At 74.8% G+C, this 14,225-nt stretch carries 15 protein-coding genes and 2 tRNA genes; 7 read left to right on the top strand and 10 right to left on the bottom strand.

The features are described from left to right. Positions 1-24: 24 nt before the first annotated feature. Complete coding sequence (locus tag G9H71_RS06970; RefSeq protein WP_166280026.1) at positions 25-1,011, bottom strand: thiamine-phosphate kinase; 987 nt, start codon at positions 1,009-1,011, stop codon at positions 25-27. A 68-nt stretch (positions 1,012-1,079) separates the two neighbouring features. Here G9H71_RS06970 and G9H71_RS06965 point away from each other — a divergent pair, with 68 nt between their 5' ends. Beyond that, positions 1,080-1,313 (top strand): Lrp/AsnC ligand binding domain-containing protein, encoded by a 234-nt coding sequence (locus tag G9H71_RS06965; protein ID WP_166280023.1) that lies wholly within the window; start codon positions 1,080-1,082, stop codon positions 1,311-1,313. A gap of 59 nt (positions 1,314-1,372) precedes the next feature. After that, entirely contained in the window at positions 1,373-1,867 is a 495-nt protein-coding gene (locus tag G9H71_RS06960) for a DUF3515 family protein (protein ID WP_166280020.1), read from the top strand. On the opposite strand, the gene G9H71_RS06955 is transcribed toward G9H71_RS06960, so the two are convergent. After that, a complete protein-coding gene (locus G9H71_RS06955) occupies positions 1,864-3,024 on the bottom strand; it encodes a D-alanine--D-alanine ligase family protein (protein WP_166280017.1) in 1,161 nt (386 codons plus the stop codon). The genes G9H71_RS06960 and G9H71_RS06955 overlap by 4 nt on opposite strands. Positions 3,025-3,074: 50 nt before the next feature. On the opposite strand from G9H71_RS06955, the gene G9H71_RS06950 reads away from it, so the two are divergent. Next, positions 3,075-4,184: a trans-sulfuration enzyme family protein gene (locus G9H71_RS06950; protein WP_166280014.1), complete on the top strand. Its 1,110-nt coding sequence runs from the start codon at positions 3,075-3,077 to the stop codon at positions 4,182-4,184. Between the two features lie 29 nt (positions 4,185-4,213). Here G9H71_RS06950 and G9H71_RS06945 read toward each other — a convergent pair whose 3' ends face one another. Both G9H71_RS06945 and G9H71_RS06940 read right to left on the bottom strand, forming a co-directional pair. Next, entirely contained in the window at positions 4,214-5,212 is a 999-nt protein-coding gene (locus G9H71_RS06945) for an NAD(P)H-dependent glycerol-3-phosphate dehydrogenase (RefSeq protein ID WP_166280011.1), read from the bottom strand. Continuing rightward, positions 5,209-5,943: a lysophospholipid acyltransferase family protein gene (locus G9H71_RS06940; protein ID WP_166280008.1), complete on the bottom strand. Its 735-nt coding sequence runs from the start codon at positions 5,941-5,943 to the stop codon at positions 5,209-5,211. The genes G9H71_RS06945 and G9H71_RS06940 overlap by 4 nt, the downstream gene beginning before the upstream one ends. A gap of 181 nt (positions 5,944-6,124) precedes the next feature. Here G9H71_RS06940 and cofC point away from each other — a divergent pair, with 181 nt between their 5' ends. Together cofC and G9H71_RS06930 are read left to right on the top strand one after the other, a co-directional pair. Next, a complete protein-coding gene (cofC, locus tag G9H71_RS06935; protein ID WP_331272801.1) occupies positions 6,125-6,748 on the top strand; it encodes a 2-phospho-L-lactate guanylyltransferase in 624 nt (207 codons plus the stop codon). A 1-nt stretch (position 6,749) separates the two neighbouring features. Next, positions 6,750-6,974, top strand: coding sequence for a cold-shock protein (locus tag G9H71_RS06930; RefSeq protein ID WP_166280002.1), 225 nt, complete (start codon positions 6,750-6,752; stop codon positions 6,972-6,974). A 61-nt stretch (positions 6,975-7,035) separates the two neighbouring features. Here G9H71_RS06930 and G9H71_RS06925 read toward each other — a convergent pair whose 3' ends face one another. From G9H71_RS06925 to leuC, 4 genes are all read right to left on the bottom strand, one after another. Beyond that, on the bottom strand, positions 7,036-7,776 hold the full coding sequence (locus G9H71_RS06925) for an HU family DNA-binding protein (protein ID WP_166279999.1): 741 nt from the start codon (positions 7,774-7,776) through the stop codon (positions 7,036-7,038). Positions 7,777-7,931: 155 nt separating this feature from the next. Then, a complete protein-coding gene (locus G9H71_RS06920) occupies positions 7,932-8,765 on the bottom strand; it encodes a class I SAM-dependent methyltransferase (RefSeq protein ID WP_166279996.1) in 834 nt (277 codons plus the stop codon). A gap of 13 nt (positions 8,766-8,778) precedes the next feature. Next, positions 8,779-9,378, bottom strand: coding sequence for a 3-isopropylmalate dehydratase small subunit (gene leuD, locus G9H71_RS06915; RefSeq protein ID WP_166279993.1), 600 nt, complete (start codon positions 9,376-9,378; stop codon positions 8,779-8,781). A gap of 43 nt (positions 9,379-9,421) precedes the next feature. Beyond that, the gene (gene leuC / locus G9H71_RS06910) at positions 9,422-10,846 is read right to left on the bottom strand and encodes a 3-isopropylmalate dehydratase large subunit (protein WP_166279990.1); all 1,425 of its coding nucleotides are present in this window, start codon (positions 10,844-10,846) and stop codon (positions 9,422-9,424) included. Positions 10,847-10,926: 80 nt separating this feature from the next. Between leuC and G9H71_RS06905 the strand changes: the two genes are divergently transcribed. Then, positions 10,927-11,637: an IclR family transcriptional regulator gene (locus tag G9H71_RS06905; protein ID WP_166279987.1), complete on the top strand. Its 711-nt coding sequence runs from the start codon at positions 10,927-10,929 to the stop codon at positions 11,635-11,637. A 782-nt stretch (positions 11,638-12,419) separates the two neighbouring features. On the opposite strand, the gene G9H71_RS06900 is transcribed toward G9H71_RS06905, so the two are convergent. Both G9H71_RS06900 and G9H71_RS06895 read right to left on the bottom strand, forming a co-directional pair. Continuing rightward, positions 12,420-12,492 (bottom strand) — tRNA-Glu (locus tag G9H71_RS06900). A gap of 35 nt (positions 12,493-12,527) precedes the next feature. After that, a tRNA-Gln gene (locus G9H71_RS06895) sits at positions 12,528-12,599 on the bottom strand. Positions 12,600-12,865: 266 nt separating this feature from the next. Between G9H71_RS06895 and G9H71_RS06890 the strand changes: the two genes are divergently transcribed. Further along, complete coding sequence (locus G9H71_RS06890) at positions 12,866-14,191, top strand: hypothetical protein (protein WP_231134283.1); 1,326 nt, start codon at positions 12,866-12,868, stop codon at positions 14,189-14,191. Positions 14,192-14,225: the final 34 nt, after the last annotated feature.

Raw genomic sequence — 14,225 nt, 5'->3', positions numbered from 1 at the left:
AGCGCCAGTCCGGGGCAGCCGCGGTCAGCCGGCGTAGTGGTCCCAGCCGAGGCGCGCGGGCAGCGCCCGCCCGCGCAGCACGACGCCCGGCGCGCGCCCGTCGGCGGCGACCACGCGTCCGACGACCCGTGTCCCGGGCGGGAGGCCCGCCCCGGCCGGCGCCGTCCCGGCCAGCGAGTGCTCCTCACCGCCGCCCAGCACCCACTCCCAGGGGTCCGCCCCCAGCGCGTCCGCGCAGCCGGCCAGCTCAGTCACGTACGCCTCCAGCGCGCCCGCGTCGACCTCGAGCACCGCGCCGCTCGCCTCCGCGACGTGCCCGAGGTCCTGGAGCAGCCCATCGCTCACGTCGACCAGGGAGGTGCCCCCAGCGTCGGCGAGCGCGGGGCCGGCGGCGTACGGCGGAGCGGGCACGCGGTGGGCGGCCGCGAGCGGCGCGAAGCGCTCGAGCAGCGCGGCGTCCCCGGCGAGGTGCAGGGCCAGCCCGGCGGCCGACCGGCCCAGCGGCCCGTTCACCACGACCGAGTCCCCGGGCACGGCACCGGAGCGCAGCACGGGCCGGCGGCCGGCGAGGTCGCCGAGGGCCGTGACGCTGACGACGACCCGGTCGGAGCGCACGACGTCCCCGCCGACGACGTACGCCCCCGCGACCGCGCACTCGGCCGCGAGCCCGTCCGACAGGCCCAGCGCCCAGTCCGCGGGCAGCGTGGCCGGGGCCGCGAGCCCGACCACGATCGCGGTCGGCCGGGCCCCCATGGCGGCGACGTCGGCGAGGCTCTGCGCCGCCGCCTTGCGCCCCACCTCGACGGCGGAGGACCAGTCGAGCCGGAAGTGCACGCCCTCCACGAGGACGTCGGTCGTCACGGCCACCCGGCCGTCGGGGGCGGCGACGACCGCGCAGTCGTCGCCCGGGCCGACCAGCACCCCGGGCCCGGCGGCGAAGCGACCGGTGATCTGCCGGATCAGCCCGAACTCCCCCAGCCCGCCGACCGTCGTGTCCGGTTGGGGCGCCACCCGGCCACCGGTACTCTCGCCGTCATCTCCGTGCTCGGTCACTCCGCTCCGTTCCTCGGGAGGCCTCCGTGGTCCACGCCTACATCCTCGTGCAGACCGAGGTCGGCCGTTCGGCCGCCGTGGCCAAGGAGATCGCCGACATCGCCGGCGTCGTCAGCGCCGAGGACGTGATCGGCCCCTACGACGTCATCGTCCGGGCCCAGGCGGCCGACGTGGACGAGCTGGGCAAGCTCGTCGTGGCCCGCGTGCAGGGCGTCGAGGGCATCACCCGGACGCTCACCTGCTCGGTGGTCAACCTCTGACCGCGCAGCCTTCCGCCGACCCAGCGGCGCAGCCGGAGGGCCCGCCGGCCGGCCGCGACGTGCGCCACCCCGCCGTGCTCCGGGCCGGGGCGCTGGCCGCGGGGCTCGCCGCCCTCGCGCTCGCCGCGACGGGCGTCACCGCCGTGGTGCGCTCGCACCTCGGCCCCGGGCTGACGCCGCCCCCGGTGACGGCGCAGGAGCGCACGGACTGCGAGGTCGTCACCCGCCTGCTCCCCGACCAGGTCGGCGGCCTCGACCGGCGCACGACGCGGCCGCAGAGCACGCTCACCGCGGCCTGGGGCGACCCCGCCGTGACCCTGCGCTGCGGGGTGCGCGAGCCGGGGCCGACCGAGGCGGACTGCTACGGCATCGACGGGATCGACTGGGTCAGCGTGCCCGGGGACACGTCCACGCTGTTCGTGACCTACGGGCGCCGCCCCGCTGTCGAGGTGAAGGTCCCGGGCGACTACGACGCCCAGCTGCTGGCCGACCTCGGCGACGCGCTCGGCCACCTGGGGCGCACCGGCGCCGAGTGCATCATCCGCGGCGGCTAGCGCAGCCCCACCGGCCGGGCGGCGGCGGTCCGCAGCAGCCGCGCGACCAGCGCCGGGTAGTCCAGCCCGGTGGCCGCCCAGACCTGCGGGAACGCCGAGGCCGGGGTGAAGCCGGGCATCGTGTTGACCTCGTTGACGAGCACGCGCCCGTCGTCGGCGAGGAAGAAGTCCACCCGGGCCAGCCCCTCGCAGCCCAGCGCCTCGAAGGCCTGCACCGCCAGCCGGCGCACCTCGTCCGAGACGTCCGCGGGCAGGTCGGCGGGCACGTCCAGCGTCGCCCCGCCGTCGACGTACTTCGCGACGAAGTCGTAGAAGTCGTGCTCGGAATCGACCCGCACCTCGGCGACGACGCTGGCCTCGGCCGGGCCGCCGTCCTCGCCCTCCAGGACCCCGCACTCGAGCTCGCGGCCGACGATGCCGGCCTCGACGATGACCCGCGGGTCGTGCCGCCGCGCCTCCTCGACCGCCGCGTCCAGCGCGTCCCACGACGTGACCTTGGTGATGCCGACGCTCGACCCGGCCCGGCACGGCTTGACGAAGACGGGCAGCCCCAGCGCCCGCACCTTCGCCCGCTCGGCGGCCGGGTCGTGCTCCCAGGCCCGCGGGGAGATGACGACGTACGCCCCCGTCGCCAGCCCGGCGGCCGCGAGCAGCGCCTTCATGTGGCCCTTGTCCATGGCAGCGGCGGACGCGAAGACGCCGCTTCCGACGTAGCGCACGTCGGCCAGCTCGAGCAGGCCCTGCAGCGTGCCGTCCTCGCCGAACGGCCCGTGCAGGAGCGGCAGGACGACGTCGACCGAGCGCAGCACGGCCGGTACGTCGCCCTGCTCCTGCACCACGAGGCCGCCGGACGTCGGGTCGGGCGCGAGGACCACGGCGGCTCCGGTGTCGGGCACCTCGGGCAGCTGCCCGCCGCTGATCTGCAGCCGCTCGGGGTCGTCCGCCGCGAGCGCCCAGCGCCCTTCGCGGGTGATGCCGACGGGGACGACGTCCCAGGCGTGGCGGTCGATCGCGCGCAGGACGCAACCGGCCGAGACGCAGGACACCGCGTGCTCGGAGCTGCGCCCGCCGAAGACGACGGCGACCCGGGGGCGCCCCTGCCCGTCCGCGGACGGCTGCTGGCCCGGGCCGGCGGCGGGCACCGGGAGCTTGCTCATGGGCGGCGACCCTACCGGCAGGCTCTGTGCGGCTCTGGGAGGCTGGCGGTGTGAAGCGCATCCCTTCCCCCGCCACCATCGCGGTCTCGGCCGGCCGTCCCCCGCACGAGCCGGACGAGCCGTTGAACGTCCCCATGTCCTTCGCCTCGACCTACGTCCAGGGCGGCGGCGCGGTCTACGGCCGGTTCACCAACCCCACCTGGGAGGCGCTCGAGGACGCGGTCGGCCAGCTCGAGGGCGGCATCGCCGTCGCGTACGGCTCGGGCCTGGCCGCGGTGTCGGCCGCGCTGGACCCGGTCCCCGTCGGCGGCACCGTCGTGGCCCCGCTCGGCTCCTACTCCGGCACGCTGGCCATGCTGCGCACGATGCAGGCGCGCGGGCGCGTCGGCGAGGTCCGCCTCGTCGACCCGGCCGACACCGCCGCCGTCACCGCCGCGCTGCCCGGCGCCGACCTGCTCTGGATCGAGTCGCCGACCAACCCGCTGCTCGCCGTGGCCGACCTGCCCGCGGTCGTCGCCGCCGCGCGGGCCGCGGGCGTGACGACGGTCGCCGACGCGACCTTCACGACGCCGCTGGTGCTGCGCCCGCTCGACATCGGCTTCGACGTCGTCGTCCACTCGGGCACGAAGTACTTCTCCGGCCACAGCGACGCGCTGCTCGGCGTGCTGGTGAGCCGGGACGAGGCCCGGGTCGACGCGGCCCGCGCGGTGCGCACGACGTACGGCGCGGTGCCCGGCACGGCCGAGGCGTGGCTCGTGCTGCGCGGGCTGCGCACGCTGCACCTGCGCGTCGAGCGCGGGCAGGCCAACGCCGCCGAGCTGGCGGTCCGGCTCGAGGGCCACCCGGCACTGGACCGGGTGCGCTATCCCGGGCTGGCGAGCGACCCGGGCCACAAGCGGGCGGCGGAGCAGATGCAGGGCTTCGGCTCGATCGTCTGCATCGACGTGCGCGGCGGCGCCGCAGCCGCGGAGCGGCTGGTCGCGGCGTGCGAGCTGTGGACGCCGGCGACGAGCCTCGGCGGCGTCGAGTCGACGCTGGAGCGCAGGCGGCGCCACTCCGGGGAGTCGCTCGACGTCCCCGAGGGGCTCGTGCGGCTGTCGGTCGGGGTCGAGGACGTCGAGGACCTCTGGGCCGACCTCTCGGCGGCGCTGGAGGCCTGATCAGCGAAAGCTGATGTGCAAAGCGCGATTCACCGCTCGGCCTTCGTGCTTCGCAGCATGAGCGCGCCGACGGCCTCGCGCGGCGCGGCACCCTCGCGTACGACACGGACCACCTGCTCGGTGATCGGCATCTCGACGCCGTGCCGGCGGGCGAGCTCGAGGACGGACTCCGCGGTCTTGACCCCTTCGGCGGTCTGGCCCGTGGCCGCGGAGGCCTCGTCCACGCTCATCCCGCGGCCGAGGCGCTCGCCGAGCCCGCGGTTGCGCGAGAGCGGCGAGTAGCACGTCGCGACGAGGTCGCCGAGCCCGGCGAGGCCGGCGAACGTCATCGGGTCGGCCCCCAGCTCGAGGCCGAGCCGGCTGGTCTCGGCGAGGCCCCGGGTGATAAGGCTCGCCTTCGCGTTGTCCCCGAGCCCCATGCCCGCGGTCATCCCGACCGCCAGCGCGATGACGTTCTTGACCGCGCCGGCGAGCTCGCAGCCGACGACGTCGGTGTTCGTGTAGGGGCGGAAGTAAGGCGTGAAGCACGCTTCCTGCAACCGTGCCGCGACCTGCTCGTCGGCACAGGCGACGACCGAGGCGGACGGCTGCCGGGCCGCGATCTCGCCCGCGAGGTTGGGCCCGGTGAGCACGGCGACCTGCTCGGCCGCCGCGCCGGTGACGTCCTGCACGACCTCGCTCATGCGTCGGCAGGTCCCGAGCTCGACCCCCTTGGCGAGGCTGAGCAGGACCGCCGATGCCGGCAGGTGCTCGCGCAGCTGGCCGAGCGACGTGCCCAGCGTCTGCGCGGGCAGCGCCAGCACGACGACCTGCGCGCCGGCCAAGGCGCGACGCGGGTCCGAGGTCGCGCGGACCTGCTCTGGGAGGCGCACTCCCGGCAGGTAGTCCGGGTTCTCGTGCGTGCGGTCGATCGCCTCGCACAGCGCGGCCCGGCGGCCCCACAGGACGACGTCGGTGCCGGCGTCGGCCAGGACCTGGGAGAAGGCGGTGCCCCAGGAGCCGCTGCCGAGAACCGCGACGTGGCTCACCCGGCCGCCCCGTCGGCGGCGGCCTTGCGCGGGTCGAAACGCTCGGCGGGCACGGGCTCACCGCGCATTGCGGCCACCCGCTCGGTGAGGGCGTCGAGGATGCGGTCGGTCGCCTGGCGCAGCACGTCGGCCGTCATCGGCAGGGCGCGCAGGTCGTCGAGCGGCACCGGCGGCCCCAGCTCCATCTGCAGCGTCGGGCGCGGCCACAGCCGAGGGCGTTTGCTGTTGCGGGGCAGCAGGTCCTGCGCGCCCCACTGGGCGAGCGGCAGCACCGGGACGCTCGTCTGCAGCGCGAGCCGCGCGGCGCCGGTCTTCGACGCCATCGGCCACATGGCGGGGTCCTTGGTGACGGTGCCCTCGGGATAGATGATCACGCACTCACCGGCGCCCACGGCCTCGAGCGCGGCGTCGAAGGCCTTGCCCGCGTGGCGGGAGTCGCGCTGCACGGGGATCTGGGCGGCGGTGGAGAGCACCCACCCGACGACCGGGGTGGTGAACAGCGTCGACTTGGCGAGGAAGCGCGGCCGGCGCCCGGAGGCATGCACGAAGTACGCGACCGCCGTCGGGTCGGCCACCGAGACGTGGTTGGCGACGACCAGGACTCCCCCGGTCGGCGGGAGGTTCTCCTGCCCGCGCCACACCCGACGCGTGAACGCCCGCAGCAGGGGCACCAGGGTCACGACTGCCACCCGGTAGCCAGGGCCCTGCCAGTCCGGTCCGCCGCGCGCCACTCCGCCTCCTCCACGAGCCCGTCGTCCCGCGTTGTCGTTCCACTGCCGTCATGCAGCCGTCGATGGGTGCCGCCTCGGCGGCGCACAAGTGTCGCGTCCATCCTGCGCGATGTCCACGCGGGCCCGCCGCCCGGCTCGGCGCGGGGACGGCGCCGGCCCGTCCTCATGGAAGGATCGTCCCGTGCAGCGCTGGACCCTTCTCGTCCCGGTGAAGCCGCTGGACCGGGCGAAGACCAGGCTCGAGCCGCCCGCGGGCGCCGACCGGTCCGAGCTCGCGCTCGCCTTCGCGCTCGACACCGTGGAGGCCGCCCGCAGCTGCCCGGCCGTGGCCCGGGTCGTCGTCGTGACCCCGGACGAGCGGGTACGCGCCGCGCTCGCCGGCCTCGACGTGTCCGTCGCGGCGTCGGCTCCCGAGGGGCTCAACCCGGCGCTGCGCGCCGCCGCCGACGGGCTGCGCGGCGACGGCGCCGGCGGCCCGCTGGCGGCCGTGACCGCCGACCTGCCCGCCCTCGTGCCCGACCAGCTCGACCGTGTCCTGCAGGCCGCTTCGCGCGTGCCCCTGTCGTTCCTGGCCGACGCGGACGGCATCGGCACGACGGTCTACTGCGCGCGCGACCGGCAGCGCTTCGCCCCGGCGTACGGCCCGGGCTCGAGGGCGCGGCACCTGCACGCGGGCGCGGTCGAGCTCGGGCTGGCCGATGTGGCGAGCGTGCGGCGGGACGTCGACACCGTCGCCGACCTGGCCTCGGCACGGGCTCTCGGCCTGGGGCCCTGCACGAGCGCGCTGCTGACGCGGGCGGCGTGACGTGACCGAGGCGCAGGGGACGGTCGCGGCCTACGACCGCGAGACCGGGGACGGCGCAGTGCTGCGCGACGACGGCGCCCGGGTGCAGTTCGACCGGTCCGCGCTCGAACGCGCCGGCCTCCGCCTGCTCCGCGAGGGCCAGCGCGTGCGGATGCGCCTCGACGCGTCGGGGCGACGAGCTCTCGTGCTGACCGCGATCACGCTTCCGCTGCCGCCCGAGGGCTGAGCTCGGCCGGGCTGACGCAGAACGGCCCGGCTCCCCCCCGCGGGGAGCCCGGCCCGTCTGCTCAGGCCTTCTTGGCCGTGCGCTTCGCTGGCGCCTTCTTGGCCGGCGTGGCGGCTGCGGCCTTCGTAGCCGTGCGCGCCGGCGCCTTCTTGGCCGGGGCGGCGGCGGCCTTGCGGCCCACTGCCTTGGTGGCCGTGGCCTTCGTCGCGGTGGCCCGCGTCGTCGTCGCCTTGGCCGCGGAGGCCTTGGTCGCCGTCGACTTCGTCGCGCGAGCGGCGGTCTTGGTGGCCGTCGCCTTCGTCGCCGTCGCCTTGGTGGCCGTCGACTTCGCCGCGGTCCGCGCCGGAGCCTTGGTCGCCGCAGCCTTGGCCGTCTTCGCGGCCGGCGCCTTTGTGGCGGTGGCCGTCCGCGACGCCGTCGCCTTGGCGGCACCGCGCGCGGCCGGGGCCGCCTCGGTGGCGGCGGCCCGCCCACGGCCGGTGGCGGCCGGGGGCGAGGTCGCGACCGGCGTCTTCGGCAGCTTCTTGGCCCCGCTGACGACGGCCTTCAGCTCGGTGCCGGGACGAAACTTCGGAACGGTCGTCTTCTTGACCTTGACGCTCGCACCGGTTGCGGGGTTGCGAGCCGTGCGCGCCGCGCGCTCGACGCGCTCGAAGACACCGAAGCCGGTGATGCCGACCTTCTCGCCCTTGACGAGCTGGCGCTGGATGACGTCAAGTACCGACTCCAGCGCGTGCTGAGCCTGGCGCTTGTTGCCGTCGTACCGGCCGGCCAGCTCTTCGATCAGCTGAGCTCTGTTCACAGCTCCCCTCCGGGGGTGACGACATCAGGCTTCGTGCCCGATTTCCCGCTGACGGTAGGGGTCCAAACCGCTGTGCACAACGACCGTGACGGCGTTTCCCCTTGTGTCGTCGGGTTTTTCGTCCCGGAGGAGCACCCGAGAGGCACCAAAACGGGCTAGTGGCGCCGGGCGAGCACGTCCAGACGGACGTAGTCCTGGTCGTAGGAGCCGTCGTCACGGCGCAGCTCCTGCAGGCACCGGGCCTCGGCTTCTGCCGTGAACTGCGCGGCTGCCGCATCGTCGACGCCGCGCAGATAGGCCGGCAGGACCTGGCTGCGCAGCCACAGCCGCAGGTCGGCGGCTCCGGGGAAAGCCCTCCGCTGACGCAGCAGCCGGGCCCATCCGCCGTCGAGCGAAAAACCCGCGCCCGCAAGCAGTTCGGCATGATCCGCCGCCGTCGGGAAGTGCCACGGGGCCTCCGGCAGGCCGTGCCGACGGGCGAGCGCGTCGAGCACCTCGCGGGGCCGTTCGATCTGGCCCGAGCCACCGAGGTCCAGTCGCAGCAGGCCGTCCGGGCGCAGCACCGAGGCCATCTGCGCGAGGACGCGGGGGTGGTCCGCTCCCGGGATCCAGTGCAGCGCCGCAACGCTGAGGACCACGTCGAAGGACGGCCCACCTCCCACCGCCGCGGCGAGGTCCTGCGCCCGGGCCTGCACGAAGCGCAGGCCCGGACGTGCACGACGGTCGGCCACCGCGAAGTTCGACGGGTCCGGCTCGACGCCGACGACCTCGCCGGCGGGCACCGCGGTGACGGGCGTACCGGTCGTGCCGGACGCGACGATCCCGGCGATGCGCTCGGGCAGCTCACCGGTCCCGCACCCCACGTCGAGGACACGCAGGCCGGCCCGCAATCCCAGCGGTGCCAGGAACTCCTCGTCGAACGCGCGATGGTGCGCGTTCGCGAGGGAGTACGCCGCCCCGTCCCAGCGGACGGCCGCCTCGGTGCTCACGGCAGCGCCCCGCTCAGGACAGCACGGGCAGGGTGCGCGGCTTCCAGGACGGGCGAGTCGACTCGAAGGAGTCGATGGCGTCGGCCTGGCGCAGCGTGAGGTCGATGTCGTCGAGGCCTTCGAGCAGGCGCCAACGGCCGTAGTCGTCGACGTCGAAGGGCGCGACGAGGTCGCCCGCGGAGACCGTGCGCTCGACGAGGTCGACCGTGACGGGGGTCGCGGGGTCGGCCTCGACGATCTCCCACAGCCGCTCGACGACGTCCTGGTCCACCTGCGCCGTCAGGAGCCCGGCCTTCAGAGAGTTGCCGCGGAAGATGTCGGCGAACCGCGAGGAGATGACGACGCGGAAGCCGTAGTCGTTGAGCGCCCAGACGGCGTGCTCGCGCGAGCTACCGGTTCCGAAGTCGGGGCCGGCCACCAGGATGGTCGCGCCCGCCCGCTCGGGCTGGTTGAGGACGAAGCCCGGGTCCTGCCGCCACGCGGCGAACAGGGCGTCCTCGAAGCCGGTGCGGGTGACCCGCTTGAGGTAGACGGCCGGGATGATCTGGTCGGTGTCGACGTTGCTCCGGCGCAGCGGGACCGCGGTGCCGGTGTGGGTCGTGAACGCGCGCATCGTGCGTACTCCCAGGGTGGAATCGAAGCTCAGGCTTTGAAGATCAGGCGTTGACGAGGGCCGGCTCGCCGGCCAGGTCGGTGGGCGCCGCGAGGTGCCCGGTGACGGCCGTGGCCGCGGCGACCTGAGGCGAGACCAGGTGCGTACGCCCGCCTGCGCCCTGCCGCCCTTCGAAGTTGCGGTTGCTCGTCGACGCGCTGCGCTCTCCGGGAGCGAGCTTGTCGGGGTTCATCGCCAGGCACATCGAGCAGCCCGCGCCGCGCCACTCGGCTCCCGCGGCGGTGAAGACCTCGTTGAGCCCCTCGGCCTCGGCCTGCAGCCGCACCTGCACGGAGCCCGGAACGACGAGCATCCGCACGCTGTCGGCGACGCGGCGGCCCTTGAGGACGTCGGCCGCGGCGCGCAGGTCCTCGATGCGGCCGTTGGTGCACGAGCCGAGGAAGACCGTGTCCACGCGGATGTCGCGCAGCGGCGTGCCGGCGGTCAGGCCCATGTATTCCAGCGCGCGCTCGGCGGCGACGCGGTCCTGCTCGTTCTCGAAGTCCTTCGGGTCCGGGACGTTCGCCGAGAGCGGCAGGCCCTGACCGGGGTTGGTCCCCCAGGTGACGAAGGGCGAGAGCTCGCTGGCGTCGATGACCACCTCGCGGTCGAAGACGGCGTCCTCGTCGGTGACGAGCGACTTCCAGTTCTCCACCGCCGCGTCCCAGTCGGCGCCCTGCGGCGCGTGCGGACGGCCCTTCAGATAAGCGAAGGTCGTCTCGTCCGGCGCGATCATCCCGGCGCGGGCGCCGGCCTCGATCGACATGTTGCAGATCGTCATGCGGCCCTCCATGGAGAGCGCACGGATGGCCTCGCCGCGGTACTCGAGCACGTGGCCCTGCCCGCCGCCGGTGCCGATCTTCGCGATGACCGCGAGGATGATGTCCTTCGCCGTGACGCCGGGGGCGAGCTGGCCCTTGACCGTGATGGCCATGGTCTTGAACGGCTTGAGCGGCAGGGTCTGGGTCGCCAGGACGTGCTCGACCTCGCTGGTGCCGATGCCGAACGCGAGCGCGCCGAACGCGCCGTGCGTGCTCGTGTGGGAGTCGCCGCAGACGACCGTCATGCCGGGCTGGGTCAGCCCCAGCTGCGGGCCGATGACGTGCACGATGCCCTGGCTCGCGTCACCCATGGGGTGCAGCCGGACGCCGAACTCCTCGCAGTTGCGGCGCAGCGTCTCGACCTGCGTGCGCGACACCGGGTCCGCGATCGGCTGCCCGAGCCCGGTCGTGGGGACGTTGTGGTCCTCGGTCGCGATCGTGAGGTCGGGCCGACGGACCGGGCGCCCGGCGAGCCGGAGCCCGTCGAACGCCTGCGGGCTCGTCACCTCGTGCACGAGGTGCAGGTCGATGTAGAGCAGGTCGGGCTCACCTTCGGCACGCCGCACGACGTGCGACTCCCAGACCTTCTCCGCGAGGGTCGTCCCCATCGCCAGCCCCTTCCGACTCGCTGCGGCTTTCCTTCTTCAACGGCTTGCCATCTCAGGACTTGAGACGGCAGTCTTGGTACATGGACAAGAGTAGCGGAGTCGGCGTCCTTGACAAGGCCGCTGTCGTCCTCGGCGCCCTCGAGGCCGGGCCGATGACCCTCGCCGGGCTCGTCACGGCGACCGGGCTGGCCCGCCCGACGGCGCACCGGCTGGCGGTCGCGCTGGAGCACCATCGGCTCGTGGGGCGTGACCTGCAGGGCAGGTTCGTCCTGGGGCCGCGGCTGGGCGAGCTCGCCGCCGCCGCCGGTGAGGACCGCCTCGTGGCCGTGGCCGGGCCTGTCCTGACCCAGCTGCAGGAGTCCACCGGCGAGAGCGCGCAGCTCTACCGCCGGCAGGGCGAGGACCGGGTCTGCGTCGCTGCGGCCGAGCGCCCGTACGGCCTGCGCGACACCATCCCGATCGGCGCCACCCTCTCGATGCAGGGCGGGTCGGCGGCCCAGGTGCTCCTCGCCTGGGAGGAGCCCGAGCGCATGCACCACGGGCTGCGGGAGGCCGTGTTCACCGCCACCGCCCTCGCCGCCGTCCGCCGCCGGGGCTGGGCACAGAGCGTCGGGGAGCGCGAGCCCGGCGTGGCGTCGGTCTCCGCGCCCGTACGCGGCCCCGGCGGCCGCGTCGTCGCGGCCGTCGGCGTCTCCGGCCCCATCGAGCGGCTCACCCGCCAGCCCGGCCGCGTGCACGCCCCCGCGGTCGTCGCGGCAGCCGCGCGGCTGACGGAGGCCCTCGGCCGCTGACGCCCGTCGTGCGTGGCGGGCGCGGTCGACGAGCGGCGGGCGGTCTTCCCGGGCCTCGAGGTCGTGGGCTGCCGGGTGGACGGGCTCCTCGCGGCCGCTGGATCGGCGTTGTGTGCGCCGGGGCACGTGATGACGTGCGTGAGCGCACACGACCTGGCCTCACATGCCCTGGTGGACACGGACCCCGCCGCACGCGACCTGGCGGCACCGGGGCCCTGCGGAGCCGCGCGTCCCGGCGAGACCGGAGCCGGCGTGGTCGACAGGCGCACCGTCGACCACGCTGCGCTGCTCCGGCACGCCCCGCGGTGTACGCACAGCCATGTTGTGTGCGCTGCAGCACGTGATGGCGTGCGCTGTCGCACACAACCCGCGGGGCCCTCGTAAACACGTACCGCCGGAACCGGAGCCCCGCCCACGACCCACCAACCGGGCGCACTCGACGTACGCCCCGCTCCCGCTCGACGGCGCACCTCGTGCACCACGCGGCCGGTCAGGACCCGCTCTACGGTTCACAAGGTCGCGCGGGACCACCAGCCCGCCGTCGCCACCACGCAGGGCGTCGCTCGGCCCGGCACGCGCTCCCGCCGGCCTCGGGCGTACCGCAGAAGATCCAAGCGGCCGAGGCACGGCACGCGAGCCCACCCCTCGCCGTCGCCCCACGGCCCGGCTCACGGACCGTCCCAGCGCGCGCGGCCTCGGACGCCTGCGCCCGACCCCAGCGGCGCCTGAGCCCACCAACGACGAAGGCCCGCTCCTCAGTGAGGAGCGGGCCTTCGGCTCTGTAGCCCCGACGGGATTCGAACCCGCGCTACCGCCTTGAGAGGGCGGCGTGCTAGGCCGCTACACAACGGGGCCATACAGAACCCGCGACGCAAGCGCCGCGAGCGGAGCTGGGGTACCAGGACTCGAACCTAGACTAGCTGAACCAGAATCAGCCGGGCTGCCAATTACCCCATACCCCATGGAGTTGAGCCGTTCCCGGCTCGACCACGGGAAGAACTGTACCCGACGGCGGTCGCCCCATGCGAACCCCACCCCTCCCCGTCGGGCCCCGCACGCCCGCGGGGAGTTGATCTGTGACCCACCCGACCGGGCCGAAACCCGGAACAGCCGCCGGATCCGTGGTGTTATGCCGAGTACGAGGCCGGGCGGGCTCGCTCGCCGAGCTGCCACGGACGTCAGTTCCCGTGAAGCCCCCTCGCCGACTCCCCTCCGTCGAAGGACCCCTATGCGCCTGCTCCCCCGCTCCCGCATGCGTGTTCCCGCCCTGACCGCAGCCGGCCTCGCCGCCGGCGTCCTGACCGCCTCGGCGGGCGTGCTCACGGCCGCGCCGGCCCAGGCCGCCGCGATCCCCTCGATCGTCAACCTGCGCAGCAACGTGACGAGCACCGTGGTCCAGGCGGGCCAGGTGCCGTCCGTGGACGTGGCGCTGACGACGACGGCGCCGGCCGAGTCGGTCGAGGTGTGGGTGACCGGGCTCACGACGCTGCTCCTCGAGGAGCAGAAGTTCCGGAACCTGATCTTCGCGCCGGTGAACGGGGAGCGCACCGAGTGGCGCGCGACGCTGACGGACGCCCAGAACTTCCGGCTCGGCGTCGGGACGTGGAACCTCGGCGCCGGCGGCGTGACCTACCGCGATGACAACGGGGCGATCCGCACCCGGGCGCAGGGCTTCCCGACGTACAACATCCAGATCTCGGGACAGACCACACTGGCCGCCTCCGCGACCCCCACCTCCGTCGCGCCCGGCTCCCGAGTCACGGTGAGCGTCTCGGGCAGCTCGGTGCTGCGCACGGGGAGCGCTCCCCTTCCGGACGGCTCGCCGCTGACCCTGCAGGCGAAGACGGGCGGCGACTGGGCGACCGTCGGCAACGCGACGACGTCGGGCGGCCGGGCGAGCACGGTGGTGACGCCGTCGGCCACGACGGAGTACCGCTGGACGTACGCGGGCGCGGGCAACGCCTCCGCGGCCACGAGCGCCGGCGTGACCGTCAGGGCCACGGGGAGCACCCCGACGCCGACCCCCACCCCCACCGCGCCGGCCCTGTCGCTCAGCGACGGCACGCTCATCAACCTGACGAGCACCGGTGAGGTCTACGTGATCGCGGGCGGTGCGCCGCTCTACGTCAGCGACTTCGCCGCGGTCGGCGGCTTCCGGTCCTACACCAACGTCAGCCAGGCGGAGTTCGACACGCTGCCGAAGCGGCCCGCCGACGGCGCTCTCGTGCTGTCCTCCTCCGGCGAGGTCTTCGTCTTCGCCGGCGGCGCGCCGATCTACCTCAGCAGCTGGGACGCCATCGGCGGCTACCGCTCCGACTACACCCGGGTCGACAACTACGCGCTCGTGAACACCGCCGCCACCGGCCGCCTCTCGCACGTCTCGTACCACCCGGTGGACGGCACCGTGCTGCGCGCCGGCCCCAACGGCCAGACGTACGTCGTGCAGGGCGGCGTCGCCCGCCCGGGCGCTGCCTCCGGCGGCACCGTCATCGACCCGGTCGCGATCGCCCGCGCCGGCTCCGGCGGCCAGTGGAACCACCTCAAGGCCGCCTGACGCCAGGCCGCTGAAGCGGGCGCCGCCACGACAA

The sequence above is a fragment of the Motilibacter deserti genome (assembly GCF_011250635.1).
GTDB lineage: Bacteria > Actinomycetota > Actinomycetes > Motilibacterales > Motilibacteraceae > Motilibacter_A > Motilibacter_A deserti.
The sequence above is the reverse complement of the archived record's forward strand: the minus strand, read 5'-3'. Positions and strand labels throughout refer to the sequence as shown.